We start from the raw sequence: 22,034 nt of genomic DNA, 5'->3' as shown, positions 1-22,034 counted from the left end.
TTAGGTAGGAACTTTACTTCATAATCATCATCACAAACCAAACACTCCAACCAATAAACAAACTCATACTAGATAAGCCAAATGCATATGTACGACGTTTGATATTGACCCCGCGTGTGTGTTCATAACAATGCCAGTACCTTGCAGCGACAAATACCATAGATACCAAATACCAACCAATATTGGATATCCCATCCATGTGTAAAAATGCCAATAAACAGATAAATAGTACAGGTTGCTGATACTGATTATCATAGCTGTTACCTAGCAAACGAGTTCGTTTGTTCATTTCATCCTTGAGTACAAAGTTAACGGCATCAAGTGATAACTCTCCACGTCTGACTGCCTTGATCCGCATGCTCGCAGTCGCTAACCAAAGCCATAAAAAAAGTAAAATGAGCGCAAAAATCGGGTATTGGATCCACATAGGTTATTTCCTTTTAATGAATGAGAGGTTACTTTACAAGCGCATTCACCCACCCTACAGTGTCACTACTGACAAATATCAAGGTGAAAACGACATGAAAGTGGCACTTCTCTGTCAAGAAGGCGTAATGGCCAGCGCATTAACTGGCATCATTGATGTGCTGAATGTGACTAATCAGGTAATTCAAAAAGACTATTACCGTTGGCAAATTGTGTCTCTCGAAGAAAAAGAAGTCCGCAGCAGTCAAGGGCTTGTATTTAAAACTGACTGTCAATTGGAAGCTTTAAGTAGTTTTGATGTACTCGTTATCATCGGCAGCCAATACCAAGGCGACAAACAACTGTGGAAAGAATGCCAACGATTTGCAAAATACAAAAAGCCGCTTCACGAAAAATTACAAGCAAAATCGCAAACCACACTTGTAGCTGGCTGCTGCGGAGTTGCATATGCCGCTGCACTTGGTTTATTGGAAAAACAACAATTTACCGCAAGTTGGTGGCTCGAAGCATTTTTTAACCGTTATTATCCCCATTTAAAGCTAGACACCAAACCTATCTATTTGTGCGATCAACAGTTATATACTGCAGGTGCTGCCCATAGCTATATGTATGTGGTACTTGCTCTGGTTACTGAGCAAATAGGTCGCAATGTAGCAAACCAAGTCGCCAACTGGTTGGCCATACCTGAACCGCAGCTTCGACAAACCGTTTTCTTAATGAGTAGCGCATTAGAACAACACAAAGACGATGCCTTACACTCGGTGCAACAACATATAAAGGCACATCTTAAAACACCTTTTACGCTCAAGCAGCTTGCAGCTTTGGCTTGCCTAACCGAACGTACCTTGATCCGCCGTTTCAAATCAGCGATCGGTATGACCCCATTTGAATATGTTCGCCTGCTAAGGCTCGAGAAGACCAAGGAAAAGCTGATTTATTCAAACCTGCGTTTCGACGACATAGCCGTCTCAGTGGGCTATCAAGATCCCCAGTCATTAGCAAAGCAATTTAAGCGGCACTTCGGTAAGTCTGTACATGAAGTTCGAGTAAATTCTAGTATTTGAGCACGGTTTTAGACCGTGTTTTAAAATTAATATGTTTATACTTTGTTTTTTATTTGTTAAAACAAGGTATAAATCAATATTAAGGTTTGAGATGTGAGCGACAAACACAGATTGATCTCACTCGATATTTTACGCGGATTCATCATTATATTAATGGCACTAGACCACACGCGTCACTACTGGGCAATCACTCCCTTTATGCCTACAGACATAGAAAATACAACACCAGCGTGGTTTTTTACTCGCTGGGTTACGCACTTTTGCGCTCCACTATTTGTATTTTTAACTGGGATCAGTGCATATTTGTATGGTGAAAAGGTTCAATCAAAATTGCAATTGCGCAATTATTTACTGAGTCGTGGCTTATGGCTTGTTTTTCTCGAATTAACAGGGATTAGTTTCAGTTGGCAATTTGCATTTGATATTGTGTTTTTACAAGTTATTTGGGTTATTGGCCTGTCAATGATCATTCTTGCTGGGCTTATTTATCTGCCGCTCAGTTGGATTAGTGTGCTGGCTATAACTGTTATTGATTGTCACAATCTCATTGATGACGACCATTTCTTAGCTGTACTTGGGCCACAATTTTCTTGGCTATGGCATTTACTTCATGTTCCTACAGCGGCCAACCTAACAGCTGAGTGGCAGCTCTTTATAGTTTACCCATTAATGCCTTGGTTTGCAGTTATGGCGCTAGGGTATTGTATTGCGCCCATCTTCAAACGCGATAGTACATTTAGGTGTAAGACCTTCTTAAGCATAGGCCTAATCTCTATAGCGTTATTCGTATTATTGAAGATAACCAATTTTTATGGCGATCCTAAACCATTTGTTGAATACACCAGCAACATTAAAACGTTTATGTCTCTACTCAATAACACCAAGTACCCGCCTTCACTACTTTATCTGTTAATGACCATAGGGCCAGGTTTAATACTTCTTGCACTGCTAGAGCGATTGACTCAGGTTGCACCGACAAGGCCATGGTTAGCTTGGTTACAAGTGTTTGGTGGTGTGCCGTTGTTTTATTATCTGATCCACATTCCAGTTATAAATCTAAGTGCACAGATTTACGCAATTCTTCAATATGGCAGAACTGTACAATTTTTAGATAGTGCAGATAATTGGCCTGCACTTTATCAACCTAATTTGTGGCTCGCGTATTCAATGTGGATAGTTCTCACCATCCTACTCTACTTGCCATGTAAGCATTACATGGTCACTAAACGCACGAGCCAACATTTATTGCTCAAATACCTTTAGTTATGTCTCGCTGAAGTGGTTTAATACCTAACCACTTCAGTGCTAAAAAGGTCCATACACCACATACGAACCAAATCAGGCTCGCAACAGCACTAAAGATCGTAACCATCTCAGGAAGTGCCAAGCTTAATACAACACCACCTAGGCCACGTAGCGTACAAAGCATTGCGATAGTAACTAGCGCTAAATTCGTCAAAGGCAAGCGTTTAATATACCCAATTCCTGCAAGAGCATATGCTGCACACAAGGCAAATAAAGCCGACACCAATACGGTGGCTAAGGGGGCAAGCATCGTACCTTGCCTTGCAGACTGAATTAAAATTTCTGGAGCCAACTGTGCACGGTAGCACGCCTCTCCCAGCGGTATGCACGCCATGTGAGCAACCACTGTCACACTCGCCATTAGAGCAACAAACAGTAGGCCTAGTATCGCCAGCTTTTCCTTATTCATCATCATGCCTTTCTTTTCTCATCCCACTAAACAAATATCTGACCTTTCAAATATAAAACGCCTTCACCCAATATTGTGACTCGATTCGACGCAAAATCCACATCACAATTTAACTGACCGCCGCGTTCAGAAGCCTGAAATGCTTTAAGCTGAGACTTATTCAGCTGTTGTGCCCAATATGGTGCAAGTCCCGTATGAATGGAGCCTGTAACAGGGTCTTCATCTCCACCATTCGCAGGCCAAAAGTAGCGAGAGACAAAATCAACCTCGTCTCCTTGAGCCGTAACAACCACATCAAGCGGCGCTAATTGTTTTAGTATATCTGATTGGTAATTGACCTGTTCAACCTCTGACTGAGATTCATAAACTGCAAAGTATGCCTGACGATTCTTGAGTACTTTATTAGGTGTAATAGACAGACCTTCTAAGATCTGTGTTGGCACTTCAAGAACAGGTTCGGGTTGCTGCAATGGAAAGTTCATTTCAATTTTGCCATTGCCTTGTAATTTTACAATCAAGCTTCCCACTTCGTTGGTCGTAAACTCAACTTCACTCTCAACGTTTAGGTGATGAAAAAGAACAAAAGCAGTAGCAAGTGTTGCATGGCCACAAAAATCAATTTCGGTTAGGGGAGAAAACCAGCGAATATGGTAACTATTATTCGAATTTTTAACGATAAAGGCTGTTTCAGAAAGGTTGTTTTCTGCTGCAATTTTTTGCATCAAAGTATCGCTAATCCAATCCTCGAGCGGTACCACAGCAGCGGAGTTTCCCTTAAATTGTTCATCGGTAAACGCATCAACAACGAAAATATCTAGATCCATATCACTCTTCCTAGTTTGGCAATAAAACTAGTATGAATGTACATAAATAAGCTGCTGAAATATAGTACAAAATAACATATCTATTGGCTCAGCAAATCGGCAAATAGAATATAATTATGGTAATTGAATAAACGAAATAAGAAGTAACAACACTACTTTACTTAAATATAAGGAGAATAAATGAGTAACGTTTGATTATGAAGAAAAATAAATATGAACGGATTTGAAAGGAAGCTTGGTTAGATTGAGAGAATCAAGGTGTGGCCTGATTGTCAGCCACACCCAAACATAACAATTAAGCTACTGTTACGTTTTCAGCTTGAGGACCTTTAGCGCCCTGTGTAACTGTGAAGTTTACTTTTTGACCTTCAGTCAAAGAGCGGAAACCGTCTGATTGGATTGCTCTGTAGTGAACGAAAACGTCTGGTTGACCATTTTCTTGAGCGATAAAGCCAAAACCTTTTGACTCGTTGAACCATTTTACAGTGCCTGTTACTTGAGACATAATTAAACCTATTTAGTTAAAAGTTAAAAAAGTGTACAGTATTGGAAGTAAAGTGAGTGACTAAAATTAGGTTTTATGAACAAAAACAGAAACTAAAGCAAACAACATATAAATCAATATCTTCATACGCTGCGTAGGATACACTGAATAAAACAATTGTCGAGTACTTTTTAAAGAGTTTCTTCTTAATTTCGATTATTTTTCGAACACCCACTACTGTTCAATAATCAAACACCTCGTTTGACAGTTCCCGTTATGAGTCACTGTCCACCACTTTACTTCACTCGTCTTCTTGCTCTAAATGGTCCATATTTACTGCGCTCTCACGGCATATCTATTTTTAGAAATATGTTTGGCTTACAGGCCGGATACGGTGCAAAACAAACAAATTGAATTACTGATACAGAGGTAAAAGACACTAAAATAGAGCACAGTAAAATTACCAACAAGGGATGTAGCTTGAGCAACACGCTTAGAATCAAAAGTAATATCAAAACTCCTACAAAGACCAACGCTATTAGCAAAACAGAAGCCTGTAAACAGTATGGTATTATTGCTTTATCTTTCACGTTAGGTCTTTTTGAGTTTCTTTCGCAATATATTTATTACCATTGACGCTTTCCATTTATGGTAACATTAGCACCAGCCTAACTCTCTTTGATGCCACCCTAACATAATTCAACTTTACACAAATCAGGAGTCAGCGAAGTTGATAAATAATAATGAAGCTTTGCAAGCATTTATTGCGCAAGGCAATACAGCTAAATATGTCTATTTTTGGGGTCACCAAAAGCCTAAAAGTGGCGTTTCTAAATCGTGTTTTAGTCAGTGGTTTGATGCACCTTTTTTTGAAGCAGATAAACACTTTAAAACCGCTGAGCATTATATGATGTATGCCAAAGCAATGTTATTTAACAACCCAGATATTGCAGAGCAAATACGCTCAGTTCAGCACCCTAATGAGGCTAAAAAGCTTGGTCGCCAAGTAGCCAACTTTGATGAAGATCTTTGGAATGCCAAACGTTTTGAAATTGTCGTCAGAGCAAATCTTTTAAAGTTCGAGCAAAATCCAGAATTGAAGCGTTTTTTACTCGGTACATCAACAAGAGTCATTGTCGAAGCAAGTCCCGTTGACAAAATCTGGGGCGTAGGACTTGCTGAAGATAACCCACTTATTCTAGACCCTCACAATTGGCAAGGGCTCAACTTACTCGGCTATGCATTGATGGAAGTAAGACACCAGCTAGCTGACATAAGCTCGTAAAATTAAACGCCAATAGTATTTTGCCAACGCATAATCAATTGTTGCTGGCCTGTGAGTTCTTCAAGCTCCTCGCCAGCTATTTCAAAACCTTGTTTTTTATAGAACTCTACACTTGCCAAATTACGTTTATAAACTGCAAGCTGCAAGCTGTGGCAGCGAGATTTAGCATCTGCAATTAATTGTTTTCCGATACCTTGGCCTTGTTTTTCAGGCAAGACGAAAATAGCCGCTAAGGTGTCGTCAAGCAAAGCATAAAACCCGATGATTTTACTATCTTTAATGTAGACATAGTTTCTGGAACTTGGTAGATACACATGTTTCATGGAGTCCAGCTGTTCACGCCAAAAAGCCGCCGGTACAAAGTGATGTGCCTGCTCAGACGCAGCAAGCCAAACCAGTAAAACAGCTTCAATGTCAGCTTCACAACTTTTTCTTATCACATTGTTCTCCAAGCAGGGATCAAATTGGTTAGTCTTTAGTTAAACAAATTACAACTTAATGTCTATTTTTTTTCGTTCGGTGTTAAAAGCGACCGCATAATACCTTAACCTCGGATGCTCAACATTCCACAAATTCAAAAACTCTTCATAAGTCTGAACCATACGTCTGGCACCTTTTGCATCATTTAAATAAACAAGACGCTTGGCTTCATCATAACCTACCACTACCCGATAATGGCTTTGAGACTTTGGCAACTCCCAATATTGAAATACAATCACAGGTATACCACTCGCGATATATGCCTTTACATGATTAAATAGCTGGCTACGTTCAGCATCAAAGTTTTTTGCAACGCGCACATTGGTCCCTAAATTGAGGCTTGATGTCTTACCAAACTGCTCAAGAAACCCTTGTAAATAAGTGACTTTGGTCCCTGGGTATTGTGTCCACTTTCGCGGGTAATTGTTTAGAACGCCAGAGGCTTTAAACACGGGTGCATCTGCGTACTGGTCAAGTATAGACTCTGCAATATCATATTGAGAGTATTGCTTAACGCCCCAGTATTTAAAAACCATTTCAATTGTTGCTGGTCCGCTTAACTTTTCTCCTTGCTCTACCAAAGGTACATTCAAAATTATTTTTTGTGTCGTTTGTGCGGCTGATATACACGAAAATATCAGCATAAAGAAAGCAAAACACTTTATCACGCCATATCCTTGCTGTTTTTTAGGGTTATTTTTCTATTCGCGTACTTTACGCCGCAATAAACTAACCAAAGAGGCTAGATTGTACAGAATAAAAACTACAAATATAGCGTCCCCATTACGAATAACCTCATGGTCAAAAATATCATTAGTAACACTCATTGTTATTAGAACAAAAAAAAGCGAACCCAATCTCGGGTTCGCTTTTTTTATAATAAATTGAATTCCAAAGTTAATTTATCTCACGATAATAATGAAAATATATAAAAGTCATGAGGTTTATAAACGTTAAGACAACTTAAATTGCTCAACACTTGATTTAAGCCCGTGAGCTAGCTCACTTATCTCATGACATGCCTGTGATGTTTGGTTTGCACCTTCTGTCATTTCCACAGCTGCTAAATTAATATTTTCAATATTTCTATTCAGTTCCTCAGAGACGACTGATTGCTCATTGCATGCCGCAGCAATCTGCGTACTCATAGCTGCAATGCTATCAATTTCTTGCTCTATTTTGTTGATAGTGTCGCTAACACTTTCGGTTTGTTGAACACAGATATCAATGCCCTTTTGACATGTCCTCGTGGCCTCACCTGTTTCTTTAGATTTGAGCTGCAAATCACTGACTATTTCAACTATTTGTGTTGTTGAATCCTGTGTACGCTGCGCCAACGACCTTACTTCATCAGCCACTACCGCAAAGCCACGCCCCTGCGTACCTGCCCTTGCGGCTTCAATCGCCGCATTGAGCGCGAGTAAGTTTGTTTGCTCTGCAATCTCACGAATAACATCAACCACCACATTTATATTCTGTGAGTTTTTCTCTAGGTTGCCAGCTAAATCCCCTGCATGCGACACCGTCTCTGCCACGCTGGAAATTTGCGCAATATTGCTTTTCAATGCAACACTGCCTTCTCTAGATTTCATATTTGCTTGATTAGCTGACTCAGCGCCCATTTCCGTACTCTTGGCAACCTCAGATACCGCAGCTTGCATTTCTGTCATTGCAGATGCAACAGATTGCAATTCATTTTGCTGATTTTGCATACCAGAAGCATTTTGTGCTGAAATCATGTTTACCTCTTCAACAGCAGTGGTTAATTGGATAGCGCTGTCATTAATCTGCACAACAAGCCCATTCAATTGCTGGCGCATTTGCTCAAGGGAAACCAGTAAAGAACCAAGTTCATTCGTGCCAATTTGGCGTGTATCTATGCACTCGCTTAAGTCACCATTGGCAATACTCTTAGCAAGGTGCATCGCTTTATTCAAAGGTTTTTTTATCGCACCGCTTAGTACTAGACAAATCAAACCAATCATCAAAGCAGAGACCAGTGTACAAACCACGATTACCGTGATCACAGTTTGAACCGCTTTAATTGCCGAAGATTCTGCATTACCGACATTGTCACTATTAATTTTTACCAATGCGGTTAACTCATCCATCGCCGCTGAAAAATGGTTATAACTGTCTAGTACTATTTGGTTTGCTCTACTGACTTCATTATTTCTGACTAGCATATTAAATTGTGCTGTAGCTAAGGCATATTTACGCCATGCTCGTTCAAATGCTTCAAACTGATATTTTTCTTGATTTGATACATTAAGTTGGCTATATCGCGTAATTTTGTCGTTTACACCCGCTTTTAAATCATCAAGGGTAACAAGCCAGGAATCTAATTCAGGGTGGTTTGGGTTAGTGGCAACACCAAATTCGTCTTTTCTTATTGTGGTCAGATCAACCTGAATACCTTTTACTATTTCCACCGAAGGGATACTAGTTTGAACAATAAATCCGAGATCTTCACTGATCCCTTTTAAGCCTTGATGGGTCATCAAGCTCACACCAAAGAAAACTAAAAACACCGACGTAAAACTCAAGCCGATCTGCTTAGATATAGACAAATTTTTTAATGCCATACTTTCCTATAAATCCCTAAATTACAATAATTAAGCACCGATATCGAATACTCACAATGACCTAGTAATTAAAGCCAGTAAGTTTGTTTGATACCTTGGAGCTAAAAATAAAAATGCTCGACACAGCGTGGATCGCGACCACATGAACATATCCAAATAGCAGGTATAAATTTGATTAGACTCATATTTCGCCGCCATCTGGACAGGTGAAAGGTTCAGATATTGAAAACTTGCTCGTGATAAAGATAGTGAGTAAGTTGTATGTATTATATTAGAAACAACTTACAGTTGGAATAATTTAATTATTAACAGATTGATTTCTATGTTATTAAATTAACTTAAAGGCAAAAAAACCTGTTCACAAAAAGATCAGCGATATTAATATTGAATGAAAATTGTCGATTTTTAGCATTTTAATTTTTTCAACTAAAAACAAATGAAATAAATAGAATTACAATTAACCACGATATTAATCTCAGGTTTTAAAATGACATGATAAACTCAATATAGCTTTAGAGGCTGAGGAGCTTTTGTCTAAAACGATTTAGCTCTATCATCAGCCAATCCTTACTGCGCACTACATTTTGCCCTTCACAGTGTATCTTGTAGTACTTTCCAGATAACGCGCTCTTGCTTGCAGCGTACATTATAAAATCCTCAGTAGACTCTATATCATCTTGATAGTACTTGTACTTTTTTGTGATATGCGCACGAGCATCTATTGCAGAATGAAAACTGCCATTTCTCTCATATTGACATCCAGACTGTTCGACATAGTCTAGCAAATGATTTATTTCTGAAGACATCTGAGCAACGGTGCTTAGAGGAAACAGTATCATGCAAAGCATAAAAGCCTTGGTGATTTTCATGGCACTCCTTGAATTTGGTTAAAAGGCTACGGCTTACTTATTTATACTCAGACGCACAAAACAGTAAAAAGGTTTCATAGAATTCAATGTTTGCGACCTAAAAACGAATAATCTCTCCTGAGCACCCAATCCATATATAAAAGGCGGCTACCTTCTCCCAGAGCCGCCTTTACCTGAGATTCTCTTAGTTTACTCTACAGTCACCAAACCAGTTTTAGAGTTATACAGAATCTTGCCTGGTTCGCCTGTTGCATAACCATATTCACATACTCCTTTGCGGGCCCTAATTACTTTGTAAGCACCATCTTCTGTAGAAAAATACCATTTAGTACTGCCATCGTTTTTCTTACGCCCTTTACCATTTCGGTTAAGTACATATTGATGATCTAAAAAGTTATTCCACATCCTTGCACAGCGATTAGCATTCGGATTCTTGGTGAATTTGTTATGTTTATTTAGCTTGTCTTTTGATTCTACCGGAAACCCTTGGTCATTAAAGTTCACGCTATTGTCTTTAAACCCAACTAAGTTAGCGACTTTACCCGTTTGGCCATCATCCATCCAATACTGCTTCGCCTTGTTCACTTCAATTTGAAAAGCATGAGCAATAATAGGTAACGAATTCCCGCACCCGCTTGAGTAACTCAAATCTGCAATATGTGCAGGGCCATTCATATAAAAAGTCGCCTGCGCAGTTTGTGGATCAAGCGTGTAGATTTTGGCATTTTCACCGCGCTCTCTTGCTGAGGCGTAAATCACGCCGGAGTCATCAACTGCAAGCCCTGAAGCCCAGTGCAGGTTATGATCCCCGATCTTACTTAAAGTCATGTCTGCTTCGTTCAAAACATAAAGCGCTTTAGCGTTAAGTACATACACCAAGTTACCATCGGCTGAGTACGCAATATCTCCATGATTAAAGTCGTCGTACACCGCGTCATCAGATTTCATTTTACCCATAATGGTTTTATCACCGGAACTCAAATCAAACTGGTACATGTATGTTTGGCTAGTGGCCAGTAGATAGCTGCCGTCAGGTGATACAGCTGAGCGCTTTATCGGGTAACTTGTGGTTGTTGCAAGTTCGCTTTGTTCCATAGTCGCAGTATCAAAGGCGAAAATCTTCGATGCATTGCTATCTCTATCAACACGTTGAACTGTATAAAGTTTTGAACCATTACTTGCTAAGTTGCTTGCCGGTATACTAGCACCTGGAACTTCTCTGAACATTTTCGATTGGGTGTCTAAGTGATACAAAACACTCTCGTCGCCGGTTGCGTATCTGTCTATTGCATACAGCCCACTCAAGCACGATGATTGGCTTGCCACTGCTGACAAGCTAGTGAGGGCCATCAATGTTGCAGCTGCTACTGGGTATAAACTTTTGAAACAAGGCTTCATAGGCGTACTCTATAAATAGTGATGTATATTCTTATTGCATGCAACTAATAGGCCTTAATATTTTATTTATATGTAACAACAACTTATAAATAAATTTTATGGATCGCATAAGTTTCTCTCCATGCATTACACTATCTAGTCAATTATTCGTTGCAAAATGCAAATCACTCCACGATTCCAGCCAGTCTAATATTACGGTGATTCTTGTATCTTGCTGTAAATACACGGCTACCTCCGCTTGAATTCCTTTTGCATTTTGATTTTGCATTTTGCAAACTCAAATTTCTTCAGAGTAAAAAAGCATGTATTACAACACCTATCATTAACTCACATCTGCTATAAAGAACCTGTAACTAAGCCCAATAGATTATTGAGCCGTTACATTTTTATAAATCAGCAAGTTATAGCCAGCTTTTAACCTCTTTGCTCAAGTAAATTTGTCACGCTTTGTTTTAGCTGCTTTAAACTTAAACAAACACCGCCAATTGCTACGGCCAAGACAATTGCGACGGACTCTACAAGCAACATGAATTCATTTGGTCGATATACAAAGCCAAACCCCTGTTGATATATTTGTCCAATAAACAAATAAACCGATGTCATAGCACATGCAACTGGAACGATAGTCAAAATAGCCCACTCAGCAATCAACATGTTACGGCCTTGCTTTTCGGTCAAACCAAAGCTTAGCAAGAGACCATTTTTCAGTTTGTCCCTTTGCAAGTGAATTTGAATCGATGCGATTACCAACAAGTTGCTCATTAAAGCGATGAATACTCCATAGGCAAAGGTAAGATACATAAAGGTTTCGATTGTGCTACGCACGCGAGATAACAACTCTTCAACTCGTAACATGCGAATACTTGGATACGCTTGCCAAATATCTCCCAAATTATCCAATCCTTGTTTCGGTAAATCCACGCTACCCATGTAATAAACTTGTTCAGAGGTGACTAGTACTTCAGCTTGATGTACGACAAACCAAAAGGTGATGCTGTCTTCTCCCGAACGATAGTGATGCACAGACGCGATTTGAAAATCGCGGCTTTGACTGCCAACTTGCATTGTAAGCACGTCACCGAGCGATAAATTTAACTCTTCAAAAACTTCTTGCTCCATGGATATAGCTGGTATTGCTCGTTGCTCATATTGCCATTGCCCTTCAACGACCTTAATATTCTTCGGTTGATCCAGCTTCCAATGCAAATTTATGTTTCGCTCTAGCCTTGTGCGAGAGTCACTTGGCGGTGCGTCTAATTGCGAAATAGTGATATCATTTACATGCGTTACACGGGCACTTTGAAATGCTTTGAATTGCTTTGCCTCTCCACCATGTTTCACTGCAAATGCTTCAATTGCTTGTTTTTGCGTATTATTTGCCTGTGTGACAAAAATATTTCCCTGATCTTCAAACAAGGCCCTTTCTAAGGCACTATTCACATCTTGGCCTACCCGTAAACAGAGCAGTAGCAAGGTTGCACTCAAACCCAGCGCCACTATTTGGACGATTTTTACGTTCATTCGCTGTTTCATTAATAACAAAACAAACGCTAATACTCCGCCTTTACCATCTAAAAAACGATGGGCAATGCTCAGCATGCCCCATGTAAGAGCAAGCAAAAGAATTAAACACACCGCTAATCCAGCGAGTAAGATCCCTGTCAATGTCCAATTGTCAGTATTGATAAACACAACGACCAACAAAGAAAGCACAGGGCAAACCCCACTAACAATAAAAGTGACAGTGTTATTTTCTCTTTTTTCGAGCAGATCTCGTACCGTGCTTTTTAATAGTTTGACCCAGCTTGGAATAGTCAATAACGCATACAAAATGACGCTCATTAGTAAGGCTTGGCCAATTCCAGTCATGTCCCACATTAGTTCGAAAGTTTCAAACATATTTTGTTGAACAAACTGCTCTACAAAAGTCGCAAGAACTAAAGCAATTGCTATCGCCGGAATAAAGCTCACCGCCAAGATACTCAATATCAAACTCATCACCAGCAGTGGGATCTGTGTTTGCTTAACCCCATTCGCCAGCATAACAGCGATAACAGATTGAATTGGCTCGATATGGCTACGCTGGCTCAGCCATAGGCAAAGACACGTAAGCAAGACGATGACAAAGCTAATCAACCCCATGAAGTTTTGGACTCGCTGCCAAGCATGTGCCATCGGATAATTGTTAAGTAACTTACTCACAACACCAATATCTGCACTGTTTTTTTGTAGCTGCTTTAGATGCTCTACTGTAGTTTGACCGTTGTGATTGATAAGAACTTGTCTTTTTTCCGGCGTTATTTCAAGTGAGCTTAGGCTTTGTTTAGACACCATTGCACGTCTGTCACTACTGTAACCTTGGATGATTCTATCTGGCTCATTGAGTAGCAAAGCACTGACTAATAGCTGACTAGCTCCTAGCGTGACGCTATCACCTACGTCAACTTTCAGCGCCCGAGCCAAATGAGGCTCTAACCATATTTCACCCACTTGTGGACCATGAGATACAAGTTTAGGTGCGAGTTGTTGATTGGTTGCAATGGTAATTTCTCCATTGAGAGGATAAGTACTGTCAACAGCCTTTAGTTTGGTATGGCTATATGCGTCACCACCTAAAGTAACCTCATAGCTTTCAAAGTAACTGAGCGCATCCGCGTATGTAGAAATCCATTCTACCTCAGTACTGTGCCAATCTCTGTTAATGCTAATTTGTGTGTCCGCGCCAAGCATAGTTTGTAAGTTATGATTGAGGTACTTATCAACACCCTGCCCCAATAGGCTAGTTAAACTTAGGTATAGAAATAACAATGCAAGACTTAGAAGAGGGATAAGGTGCTTTCCCTTCTTCACTTGGAGGAAAAAGATTTTTACCAGCATTAAACTAGCACTTACGCTGCCTAAATCAGAATTCATTTTACTGCTTTGACTCGAGGTATGGGTGTCAATCATAGTCTCAACTCCCCATTCTCTAAGTGGTATATTTTGTCCAACTTAGCAGCCAAGTTAAGATCATGGGTCACCACAATCATGGTTGTGCCAGCTGCCTTTGCACCTTTTTGCATATGCTCAAAGACTTGCTCAGCCGTTTTCTGGTCCAAGTTACCCGTAGGTTCATCAGCAAATATTACTTTGGGTTCACTACAAAGTGCTCTAGCAATTGCCACTCTCTGCTGCTCTCCACCGCTCAATTTCGTAACCGGCTGCATTGCCTGAGCTTCCATTTGGACTAGGCGTAACTTTTCCAGTGCACAATGCTCAGCGTCCTTTTGACCTTTTAGTAACAACGGTAAAGCCACATTTTGAAGTGCGTTTAACTCTGGCAGTAGGTGAAAGTGCTGAAAAACAAAGCCTGACACATCGTTTATCTTATTAAGTTGTTCACTTCCACACTGATAGCTAATGCTTCCTTGTTGCCGGCTTTCTAGTCCCGCAAGCAAAGATAACAACGTCGATTTGCCTGAACCTGACGCCCCAACAATAGCCACTTGCTCAGCTGGCTCCACAATCATTGAAATGGCTTTTAGCAAATGAAGCTGGTTACCGTTCACTAATTTAATCGTATGATCTAGACGGTTTACATCCAACTTAACACCCATGCTCACTCCTTAAATAACCTGTTTTCGAATTTATACAGCCAGATTGAACGAAGAACCGTGAAATGAGCGTGAAGAGCACAATTACAAGTGGACACTTACTGCTTGTAAGTTCTACCCACTTGAAAATATGAATAATTTTTTTGGAGACGGCCTACGGACGAAATAACACTTGCATCAGACCAATTTACAAGCAGACTTTGTTCTTGTAGGCTCAAAGAATGCGGGAATTTGCATTATCAGTTAAAGGGATATTTATGAAACAAGCCTTAGTTGAAATTAAAAGTGAAATAAAAAACAAGTTTTTAGCTTGGAATAATATAGAAAGTAAATCGCTCAAAGTTTTATTACTGTTGATTGGTTTGGGGCTTATCGGGTTAAAAGTCTTCACGACTGTACTTACTTTTAACTGGTTACCAAGCTTACTTGGTTAAATAAGTTACGCACAGGGAGCTTAATCATGATTTCACACTTAACACTTGGTACAAACAACCTTCATGCGGCAATTGAATACTATGACCAAGTTCTTAAGTTATTAGAGGCAAAACAAATAGCAAAAACAGAGTTGGTGGCCTTTTATGCTTTTGCGAACTCCAATACAAAACTCGCTATTACTAAACCCCATAACGGAGAACCTGCAACCTCAGGTAACGGAACCATGCTCGCACTTAGAGCCCCCAATGACCAATTGGTTATAAAAGTTTATGACCTTGCTTTGAGTTTAGGCTCACAATGTGAAGGGGCACCTGGACCAAGAGACAATAACGCTTACTTTGCTGCTTATTTCAGAGATTTGGATGGCAACAAGCTAGTGGTATTTCACAGACCTGAAAACACTACCCCTTGAGCAATAAAGGGGGCTAAACAGCCCCAAAATCTAAAAGCTATTGTGTACAATCAAGCTTAGGTAACTTGATATCAACCCATACTAACCGATGATCTGAAGAAGCACTTCTATCAGCAACAAGTGCTGCTCCTTCACTACCCGCATGTGGCCAAAATACGCCACTATTAGCGACGTTTAAATCTGCAGATGGTAATACATAATCAGCACGCATTCCCCAATGAGCAGTGTGCGTTGGTCCATTTTTATTCTCTGGTTTATTCAAAGCCCCACCTTTTGATGTGGGCGCCAAATAATTGTTCACTCTTACATGTTGAAGCAACTGATTAATAGCATCTGGATGAGCATCCCCATCTACTGCGCTCGCGTTCAGATCTCCTAGAATCACAAATGATTGGTTGCTAATACCTCCGTGATTGCCTTTGTCATCATAGAGGTAGCTGTTGCCTGATTCACTGATGTAGTCTTTCCACATGCGGATTTCATCATGGTTTCTTCTACCGTTTCTATCCTCAGGCCCATCAAATACTGGCGGAGTTGGGTGGCTCGCTAGCACATTAATTTGTTTACCGCAGATATTTACTGGAATGTCCCAATGCGATTTAGAAGACAATCTCATGATTGCTCGTTCTTCTTTGGCAAACCAGCTTTTTCCATTTAACTCTTTTGGCATTAAGTTATCTGGCATGTCTTTCCATAAGAAATACTGAAATGTTCTTACTTTGTCTGTACTAATAGGGTATTTAGACAACAGCACCATGCCATATTGACCCGCGTACTTGCCAAACCCGAAATGTGTTAAACGTGAGTTTTTTGCTGACAAAGGTGTTTTGACCCCTGTATTAACAGGAGCAAGGTAAACGTACGGGTATTCAATAGGTTTGAACCCATTTTGTGGTACTTCAAGATATGCTTTTTTAAATAGCTCAATACCCTGACCTGCATCTTCAATGTAGTCAAATTCATTGAGTAAAATCACATCTGGACGGGTTCTTTGAATAATTTCTGCAATATTATTAATTTGATTGATTTTGCCACTTTTCAATGCATTTGTTAGCGCATTCCCCGACACATCAATACTTGTCTCGTTGTTATAATTAGTGGCTTCCATACTTACGTTAAAGGTCGCCACTCTCACTGTTTGTTCGCTTAGTGCCATTTTGTCTGCTCCGTCTGTAGAGGTTAGCTGGCAACCAGCGCCTAAAAGAGATACAGCTAAAGCAATTGATAAAGATAAGGGTTTCATAGATAACCTAGTGCAAACTAATCAGGGCTGTATTCTAGCGCCCTAAGGTTAAAACGGTTGTTAATAATATATTATTTCTTTGAGTGAAATAACAACTTATCGATAATCCTTAGCTTTTCCAAAACGCATGCCGATTTATAAAATGCGCTGCGGATCTGCACATGATGTATTACATGGTACTCCAATGTACATAAAGTATGTTATGTTGGCTTAAGTTAAAAAATTAGTGGTATTAACCACCTAACTCACCAGACTACAACAACATTTACAGGAAAACCAAACTTAAAATATGGAACTGCTTACTATCGCTATTGTTATGACTGTATTCGTTTGTGTTTTTACTTTGGAGGTCATAGCGCCAGCCTCCAAAAATACATGTGACCGCCGGTGGTTAATTCTTGCGTCATGCATAAGTCTAATTCAATCTGTTGCAGCCATTGGTGCTGGTTTTGTTTTTGTAGAGACGCTGAGCACTATTTCACTCTTAAGTCTCAATTCATACAATACCTTTGCACAAGGCACATTAGGCTTTTTGCTCACCAGCTTTATCGCATACTGGTGGCACCGAGCAATGCATAAATCTGACTTCTTATGGCGTATATTCCATCAACTGCACCATAGCCCGAGGAGAATTGAAGCGCTTACAGCTTTTTATTTGCACCCTTTCGACGGCGTCGCTGCAACATTCTTAAATGCGCTCTGCTGTTACTTGATACTAGGTTTAAATGCCTACGGTACTGCAATTAGTTTAATTATTGCTGCCGTATACAACATTTTTATACATTCGGATCTTAAAACACGGTATTGGCTAGGATTTATCGTACAGAGGCCAGAAATGCACAGAGTACATCACAAACATATGCACCACGCAGATAATTATGGGCTGGCTATTTGGGATATGTTGTTTGGAACCTTTGCTAACCCAAAGGAATATGTCGAAAAGGTAGGCTTCGACAAAGCCCGAGAAGCCAGAGTTTACGACATGCTTAAAAATAAAGATGTCTATAAACCATAAGTTTAGGTTGCAACAGTACAAAGAGTTTTAGGCTGAACAAGAAAACTAGCAATGCCCTGATAAACAGAACACCCCAGAAGCTTGAAGTCCGCAGTCATCTGCATTTTCTGTTACAACATTAACTCTGTGGTTCATCGCTCTAGCACTCATCAAGATTGAAGCACTTCTTTTCTTTCACCTGGTGACCAACCGTGAACGTAACGCCAATAAGAACCCGAACTATTCTTTGGTTGTTAAGGTATACAACCGTTTGAAGACCGGTTTACCCTTTCAAAAAGGCAATAAAATAAGTGCTCTATCTGTTTATTAAAGAAGTAACGGTGGCAACTTCAAGAAACTATCGCCATTCCAACTCTTGGCCAATCAGTGTAAGCAGAGAATTTAACATCGCATGCCACATTTACTGATGAAACTCTTGCCAACTGTTATTTACCCTGACAAACCCTACCTCAGAAATACCATGTGACCAATTACTACCTTGATTAAAAAAGATTTCTTGAACTTTAGCCAAGTTTTCCTTATCTTCAGACCCAGTAACGAATACTAAATCTCTTGTGGGAATATAAACCACAATGTTTCCCATTACAGGAAACTGTTCTTTAGTCCAAATATCGTCAAATAAGATAAAAGAAGCTTCATATGTTCCATCTGCAACCAGCATCGATAGGGAAGCTGGGTCACCTTCCAACCTCACATTTGTATGTGCGCTTTTTAGATTTGTTTTAGATAGCGATCTTAATTCACTCTTTTCCAAAGCTAAATCCGTTAGGTCAGATCCAGTCATAAAACGTATTGCTTTAGGTGTATCAAAAGCATATAAAACATACAAAATATCGTTGAGTTTTTCATAAACGAGGCCTTTGTTTCCTGAATTTTCTAACATTTTTTCTGCTTGAACGACATAATGTTTGTCTTTGATCACAGGAAATATTTGCGATTTATTGGGTTTTATTTTGCCAAGAGTATCTGGAAATATGATCGATTCTGCATAAGTAGTTAGTACGCCATCAATATCTTCAGGACTATTTTTGTATTCGGCATATGCGTTGTCTAAAAAAGAAGTCAATTCGTCGTTATTTGGTAATTTAATCTTAACTTCTAGATCACCAACGACCTTAGCTGTCGCTGTAGGGTGAATTTTTGCGATGGTTTCCACATATCTTTTCGCAAACTCCTGTCTATTCAAATACTGCTCTGTCGAGGCCACTGAGCTATAGCTTAAAGCCAAAATGATAACAACGATTAAGCTTTTCATTATAGATTTCCAATTATTTGATAAGGGGCACAATATCCGTTAACTATCACACCTGTGATAAAACTAAATTTTAAATCAACTTACTGGTAGCAAAACCAATAAAGCCCATTACCAGTCCGCCATAAAATAAACTCTGCTGTAGTTTAGGGCTAACAATGGGCTCCATCACAAAAGAAGCAGACAGCAATTGGCGAATGGGCGTGAAGAAAATCTTAGGGGACAACCCTAGACCTGTAAGAAAGCAAAAAACAGCACATGTGTTTAATAGTTCAATGAAGTTATATGAATTAAAGAAAAAATCGTACAGCCCTGTACTCAATAACAAAAAGGCAAAAGTAATACATAAAGTCGTAGCTAATGTTTCTTTGCGTAAAGCCATTTTCATCAATTAAATCCTTTTAATACTTACTATTGCTCTAAATGTATCATCGCATTACTAACGACATAACCTCTCATTAGTGCACAACCAAGCTAAATAAGAGGGCTTTAGTAAAGACATACTAAACAGCAAACAACAATGTTGATCCCTAAAACTTATATTGCCAAAAGACATCTACTCATGTCTATTAACGTCAACGTTTTAACTAATACTTACTTTGGTCATTAGCAACTCCTCATGCTAACTGAGGTAAGCTTGCCTAAACGTATTGGTTATGCAATTTCATGAGTTCAACTGAAGAGTAGCTATCGCACTGCCACTCACGCAACGGTAAAATGATTGGCTTATTGAGATCCAAGCAAAAAGATGAGAAAAAATATTTCGTGACCTCATAAAAAACCATTAGATTTAAGGAGCCTACTCATATAGTTAAAGATTAGTGCTTTATTTACTTTTTCCCTGAGTTGTCGCAATCCCCGCACCTATTGCAATACCCACACCAATACCAAGCGCTATATTACCAATAGCAACGCCTACTCCAACGCCAATCGCAAACCCTATCCCTAAGCCAAGTACGACTGGGTTAGTCTTAGTACTCTTCTGTTCTTTATTACTCATCAACACTCCTACACCGTTTAAAAAGGAAAGTACACTTAACGGTTAAAATGTACATTTCCCTCTAAACAACTGGTACGTTATTCATATTGAAACTAGGTATATCTAAATTCTCACTCAACTTCTAAATCAAAGACTACATTTATTGTCGCGCTAAAGCTAATTTTGGCTTGTAAGTACCTGCCCGGAGCTAAGTCATCGGGATCAACTCGAGAACCAACTATTGTAATTCGCTCAATGTCGCCCCCTGTCTTATATTCATAGTAGGAATCATTCGAGCTAGAATTAATACTGTAAACCTTGCCCAATTCAGCATCGAACGCTTGCACTAAGGACTGCCCTTTTTCTTTGGCGTTTTTAACAGCCAATAATTTTACTTTTTCTCTAAGTTGCCTCGCCTTTGATGAAAGCAGATCGATGTCTTCAACTTCATTTACCTCAACACTTAACGCAAAGTCTATAAAGTCATTTATTTGATCAATTTTAGAAAGCGTCACAGTCAACGATCGAGTTGCAACATAGCCAGAGATGATTTCATTGTCATCATCCGTGTAATTAATGTGCGGCTCAGTAAGCAGGCTCGAAGCTGCAACATCGCCCTCTCTAACGTTGAATTTATCAAGGCCATCAAGCAAGAGATTAACTCTTTTATCAACGTCCTTTTTGCCTCTAAAGCACTATTTTTTATACTTTTTACTTCAAAGTTAATTCTGGCAATGTCGGGGATTTCCGTTATTTTCGCGTACCCTTTAACTGCAATATGTCTGTTGTCAGGCAAACTCGAGTTTGTATATGACGTCACCGAAAATAATAAAAAAACAATACTAAAAAACTTCATCCCACCACCTTTATCAAATATCACGTCAATGAGTTTAAAAATGCATTAAGTCAATACATCTTCTATTAATCCAACAGTTCTCTTTGTAGAAGTACTACCATGTTACCGGCCTTTCCAGTCCAAGTTCCTTGAGCCATTTCTGGAGACAATACCTGAACTGCCATCCACCCATTTTCTCCTTCTTTGTTTAAAATAGCCGCAATATCAGGGAGCTTTGGTTTAGTAAGGCCAGCGAGAAAGCCATCATTGTTATGAATTTCTATCGTTTTAAATTCATACTTTGTCTTTTTGATAGGTTCCTCAAAGTCGAGGTCTCTAATATTTATATCTAGCGCCGAGGCAAGGGCTTTTTTAGACTGAAGCGAAGCGGTCGCTTCATTTTCAATTCGCTGAATTGTCCTAAGATTCAAGCCTGATGCAATCGCTAGTTCTTCTTGCGACCAACTTTTTTGGGTTCTCATACCTAGAACCAAAGCTGCATTTATTTTCATATTAACCCTTTGATGTATATGTCATAAACAACGTAACGATTTGACTTTTATAAAGTGATTTTTGCGATTGCACCACGAAACATACCCGAAAACATTACGTCAGTTTTACGACAGCAGGTTTAATTTGTGCTTACTCTGCTTTATTTTTCGGCTCACAGCTACCCACAACTCCGTGCTTTATAGCACTTGTAGGACTAAGCGCTAACAAACAATGTGTAAGTGTGATTACGCCAATTAAAACTCTTCACCAAGTCAATTGACTCTCTTGAGGACTAAAATCGATGGGTGAAAATTTAAGTGGTTTAGTGCTCTAAACAACATCCTCTAATAATCCACATAAAGAGGTGAAAACCCTGAGCCAAGCCTATTCTTACTCCATACATTACGAAAGAAGTAGCGCAAAGCCTTTTTATTTTTTGTCGCGCTACTTCTCTCGTTTTTAATTTAAAACCTGACTAGGGTTATCAGAGTTTTCTTTGTGAAGCCATTCCACCTGTGCAATTTTGGCCTCAGCTTCTGCTGTAGTCATTACGTTTTGGTCGGCTAGCCATTTGAACTTATTTATTTCATTTTCTAATTCATTTTCTGGATTAATTTCACCATACCAGTTGAACTGCTTTAATTAAACC

Annotated in this window: 23 protein-coding genes; 6 read left to right on the top strand and 17 right to left on the bottom strand. The window is 39.4% G+C overall.

What is annotated here, in order from left to right:
• Positions 1 to 13: 13 nt before the first annotated feature.
• A complete protein-coding gene (locus N475_RS20855) occupies positions 14 to 427 on the bottom strand; it encodes an MAPEG family protein (protein WP_063365886.1) in 414 nt (137 codons plus the stop codon).
• A gap of 94 nt (positions 428 to 521) precedes the next feature.
• On the opposite strand from N475_RS20855, the gene N475_RS20850 reads away from it, so the two are divergent.
• Both N475_RS20850 and N475_RS20845 read left to right on the top strand, forming a co-directional pair.
• Positions 522 to 1,490 carry a GlxA family transcriptional regulator gene (locus tag N475_RS20850; RefSeq protein ID WP_063358958.1) on the top strand — a complete coding sequence of 323 codons (969 nt, stop codon included), beginning with the start codon at positions 522 to 524 and terminating at the stop codon, positions 1,488 to 1,490.
• A gap of 93 nt (positions 1,491 to 1,583) precedes the next feature.
• Positions 1,584 to 2,753: an acetyltransferase domain-containing protein gene (locus tag N475_RS20845; protein ID WP_063365885.1), complete on the top strand. Its 1,170-nt coding sequence runs from the start codon at positions 1,584 to 1,586 to the stop codon at positions 2,751 to 2,753.
• Here the strand turns inward: N475_RS20845 and N475_RS20840 are convergent.
• From N475_RS20840 to cspE, 3 genes are all read right to left on the bottom strand, one after another.
• Complete coding sequence (locus N475_RS20840; RefSeq protein WP_063358944.1) at positions 2,740 to 3,210, bottom strand: hypothetical protein; 471 nt, start codon at positions 3,208 to 3,210, stop codon at positions 2,740 to 2,742. The two genes, N475_RS20845 and N475_RS20840, sit on opposite strands and share 14 nt — an antisense overlap.
• Positions 3,211 to 3,230: 20 nt before the next feature.
• A complete protein-coding gene (locus N475_RS20835; protein ID WP_063358943.1) occupies positions 3,231 to 4,028 on the bottom strand; it encodes a PhzF family phenazine biosynthesis protein in 798 nt (265 codons plus the stop codon).
• 295 nt (positions 4,029 to 4,323) lie between these two features.
• Positions 4,324 to 4,533 carry a transcription antiterminator/RNA stability regulator CspE gene (gene cspE / locus N475_RS20830; protein ID WP_063358942.1) on the bottom strand — a complete coding sequence of 70 codons (210 nt, stop codon included), beginning with the start codon at positions 4,531 to 4,533 and terminating at the stop codon, positions 4,324 to 4,326.
• A 709-nt stretch (positions 4,534 to 5,242) separates the two neighbouring features.
• Between cspE and ybiA the strand changes: the two genes are divergently transcribed.
• Complete coding sequence (gene ybiA / locus N475_RS20825; RefSeq protein WP_081232477.1) at positions 5,243 to 5,797, top strand: riboflavin biosynthesis intermediates N-glycosidase; 555 nt, start codon at positions 5,243 to 5,245, stop codon at positions 5,795 to 5,797.
• A gap of 2 nt (positions 5,798 to 5,799) precedes the next feature.
• On the opposite strand, the gene N475_RS20820 is transcribed toward ybiA, so the two are convergent.
• The 7 genes from N475_RS20820 to N475_RS20790 form a co-directional block, all read right to left on the bottom strand.
• Positions 5,800 to 6,237 (bottom strand): N-acetyltransferase, encoded by a 438-nt coding sequence (locus N475_RS20820; protein ID WP_081216070.1) that lies wholly within the window; start codon positions 6,235 to 6,237, stop codon positions 5,800 to 5,802.
• Positions 6,238 to 6,285: 48 nt separating this feature from the next.
• Entirely contained in the window at positions 6,286 to 6,945 is a 660-nt protein-coding gene (locus N475_RS20815; protein WP_155730981.1) for a C39 family peptidase, read from the bottom strand.
• A gap of 285 nt (positions 6,946 to 7,230) precedes the next feature.
• Positions 7,231 to 8,862, bottom strand: a complete 1,632-nt coding sequence (locus tag N475_RS20810; protein ID WP_063358938.1) for a methyl-accepting chemotaxis protein — start codon at positions 8,860 to 8,862, stop codon at positions 7,231 to 7,233.
• Positions 8,863 to 9,374: 512 nt separating this feature from the next.
• Positions 9,375 to 9,731 (bottom strand): DUF5329 family protein, encoded by a 357-nt coding sequence (locus N475_RS20805; protein ID WP_063358937.1) that lies wholly within the window; start codon positions 9,729 to 9,731, stop codon positions 9,375 to 9,377.
• 189 nt (positions 9,732 to 9,920) lie between these two features.
• Positions 9,921 to 11,129 (bottom strand): YncE family protein, encoded by a 1,209-nt coding sequence (locus tag N475_RS20800; RefSeq protein WP_063358936.1) that lies wholly within the window; start codon positions 11,127 to 11,129, stop codon positions 9,921 to 9,923.
• Between the two features lie 414 nt (positions 11,130 to 11,543).
• Positions 11,544 to 14,078 carry an ABC transporter permease gene (locus N475_RS20795; RefSeq protein ID WP_063365883.1) on the bottom strand — a complete coding sequence of 845 codons (2,535 nt, stop codon included), beginning with the start codon at positions 14,076 to 14,078 and terminating at the stop codon, positions 11,544 to 11,546.
• Positions 14,075 to 14,725 carry an ABC transporter ATP-binding protein gene (locus N475_RS20790; RefSeq protein WP_063358934.1) on the bottom strand — a complete coding sequence of 217 codons (651 nt, stop codon included), beginning with the start codon at positions 14,723 to 14,725 and terminating at the stop codon, positions 14,075 to 14,077. Before N475_RS20790 ends, N475_RS20795 begins: the two co-directional genes overlap by 4 nt.
• A 254-nt stretch (positions 14,726 to 14,979) precedes the next feature.
• Between N475_RS20790 and N475_RS25865 the strand changes: the two genes are divergently transcribed.
• Together N475_RS25865 and N475_RS20785 are read left to right on the top strand one after the other, a co-directional pair.
• Entirely contained in the window at positions 14,980 to 15,156 is a 177-nt protein-coding gene (locus N475_RS25865; RefSeq protein WP_169809465.1) for a hypothetical protein, read from the top strand.
• A gap of 26 nt (positions 15,157 to 15,182) precedes the next feature.
• Complete coding sequence (locus N475_RS20785) at positions 15,183 to 15,569, top strand: VOC family protein (RefSeq protein ID WP_063358933.1); 387 nt, start codon at positions 15,183 to 15,185, stop codon at positions 15,567 to 15,569.
• 37 nt (positions 15,570 to 15,606) lie between these two features.
• Here the strand turns inward: N475_RS20785 and N475_RS20780 are convergent, their stop codons facing one another.
• A complete protein-coding gene (locus N475_RS20780) occupies positions 15,607 to 16,812 on the bottom strand; it encodes an endonuclease/exonuclease/phosphatase family protein (protein ID WP_081232476.1) in 1,206 nt (401 codons plus the stop codon).
• A gap of 289 nt (positions 16,813 to 17,101) precedes the next feature.
• Between N475_RS20780 and N475_RS20775 the strand changes: the two genes are divergently transcribed.
• Positions 17,102 to 17,827, top strand: coding sequence for a sterol desaturase family protein (locus tag N475_RS20775; protein WP_063365882.1), 726 nt, complete (start codon positions 17,102 to 17,104; stop codon positions 17,825 to 17,827).
• Positions 17,828 to 18,227: 400 nt separating this feature from the next.
• Here the strand turns inward: N475_RS20775 and N475_RS20770 are convergent, their stop codons facing one another.
• The 5 genes from N475_RS20770 to N475_RS20755 all read right to left on the bottom strand — a co-directional run bounded on the left by N475_RS20770 (position 18,228) and on the right by N475_RS20755 (position 21,405).
• Entirely contained in the window at positions 18,228 to 19,082 is an 855-nt protein-coding gene (locus tag N475_RS20770; protein ID WP_063365881.1) for a DUF1444 family protein, read from the bottom strand.
• A gap of 70 nt (positions 19,083 to 19,152) precedes the next feature.
• Positions 19,153 to 19,467: a hypothetical protein gene (locus tag N475_RS20765; RefSeq protein WP_063358931.1), complete on the bottom strand. Its 315-nt coding sequence runs from the start codon at positions 19,465 to 19,467 to the stop codon at positions 19,153 to 19,155.
• Between the two features lie 438 nt (positions 19,468 to 19,905).
• A complete protein-coding gene (locus N475_RS25860; RefSeq protein WP_169809464.1) occupies positions 19,906 to 20,079 on the bottom strand; it encodes a hypothetical protein in 174 nt (57 codons plus the stop codon).
• Between the two features lie 110 nt (positions 20,080 to 20,189).
• Positions 20,190 to 20,711, bottom strand: coding sequence for an SIMPL domain-containing protein (locus tag N475_RS20760; protein ID WP_227008499.1), 522 nt, complete (start codon positions 20,709 to 20,711; stop codon positions 20,190 to 20,192).
• A 268-nt stretch (positions 20,712 to 20,979) separates the two neighbouring features.
• Positions 20,980 to 21,405: a helix-turn-helix domain-containing protein gene (locus N475_RS20755; RefSeq protein ID WP_063358929.1), complete on the bottom strand. Its 426-nt coding sequence runs from the start codon at positions 21,403 to 21,405 to the stop codon at positions 20,980 to 20,982.
• Between the last annotated feature and the right edge of the window lie 629 nt (positions 21,406 to 22,034).

The organism is Pseudoalteromonas luteoviolacea DSM 6061 (assembly GCF_001625655.1).
GTDB classification, from domain to species: Bacteria; Pseudomonadota; Gammaproteobacteria; order Enterobacterales; family Alteromonadaceae; genus Pseudoalteromonas; species Pseudoalteromonas luteoviolacea.
Note: the sequence above shows the minus strand (reverse complement) of the source record. Positions and strands in the feature narration are given on the sequence as shown.

Excerpts from the sequence above, each read along its gene's own strand:
- N475_RS20855 (WP_063365886.1), bottom strand. The coding sequence starts at position 427 with ATGTGGATCCAATACCCGATTTTTGCGCTCATTTTACTTTTTTTATGG.
- N475_RS20850 (WP_063358958.1), top strand. The coding sequence starts at position 522 with ATGAAAGTGGCACTTCTCTGTCAAGAAGGCGTAATGGCCAGCGCATTA.
- N475_RS20840 (WP_063358944.1), bottom strand. The coding sequence starts at position 3,210 with ATGATGATGAATAAGGAAAAGCTGGCGATACTAGGCCTACTGTTTGTT.
- N475_RS20835 (WP_063358943.1), bottom strand. The coding sequence starts at position 4,028 with ATGGATCTAGATATTTTCGTTGTTGATGCGTTTACCGATGAACAATTT.
- cspE (WP_063358942.1), bottom strand. The coding sequence starts at position 4,533 with ATGTCTCAAGTAACAGGCACTGTAAAATGGTTCAACGAGTCAAAAGGT.
- N475_RS20810 (WP_063358938.1), bottom strand. The coding sequence starts at position 8,862 with ATGGCATTAAAAAATTTGTCTATATCTAAGCAGATCGGCTTGAGTTTT.
- N475_RS20805 (WP_063358937.1), bottom strand. The coding sequence starts at position 9,731 with ATGAAAATCACCAAGGCTTTTATGCTTTGCATGATACTGTTTCCTCTA.
- N475_RS20800 (WP_063358936.1), bottom strand. The coding sequence starts at position 11,129 with ATGAAGCCTTGTTTCAAAAGTTTATACCCAGTAGCAGCTGCAACATTG.
- N475_RS20795 (WP_063365883.1), bottom strand. The coding sequence starts at position 14,078 with ATGATTGACACCCATACCTCGAGTCAAAGCAGTAAAATGAATTCTGAT.
- N475_RS20790 (WP_063358934.1), bottom strand. The coding sequence starts at position 14,725 with ATGGGTGTTAAGTTGGATGTAAACCGTCTAGATCATACGATTAAATTA.
- N475_RS25865 (WP_169809465.1), top strand. The coding sequence starts at position 14,980 with ATGAAACAAGCCTTAGTTGAAATTAAAAGTGAAATAAAAAACAAGTTT.
- N475_RS20785 (WP_063358933.1), top strand. The coding sequence starts at position 15,183 with ATGATTTCACACTTAACACTTGGTACAAACAACCTTCATGCGGCAATT.
- N475_RS20780 (WP_081232476.1), bottom strand. The coding sequence starts at position 16,812 with ATGAAACCCTTATCTTTATCAATTGCTTTAGCTGTATCTCTTTTAGGC.
- N475_RS20775 (WP_063365882.1), top strand. The coding sequence starts at position 17,102 with ATGGAACTGCTTACTATCGCTATTGTTATGACTGTATTCGTTTGTGTT.
- N475_RS20770 (WP_063365881.1), bottom strand. The coding sequence starts at position 19,082 with ATGAAAAGCTTAATCGTTGTTATCATTTTGGCTTTAAGCTATAGCTCA.
- N475_RS20765 (WP_063358931.1), bottom strand. The coding sequence starts at position 19,467 with ATGAAAATGGCTTTACGCAAAGAAACATTAGCTACGACTTTATGTATT.
- N475_RS25860 (WP_169809464.1), bottom strand. The coding sequence starts at position 20,079 with ATGAGTAATAAAGAACAGAAGAGTACTAAGACTAACCCAGTCGTACTT.
- N475_RS20755 (WP_063358929.1), bottom strand. The coding sequence starts at position 21,405 with ATGAAAATAAATGCAGCTTTGGTTCTAGGTATGAGAACCCAAAAAAGT.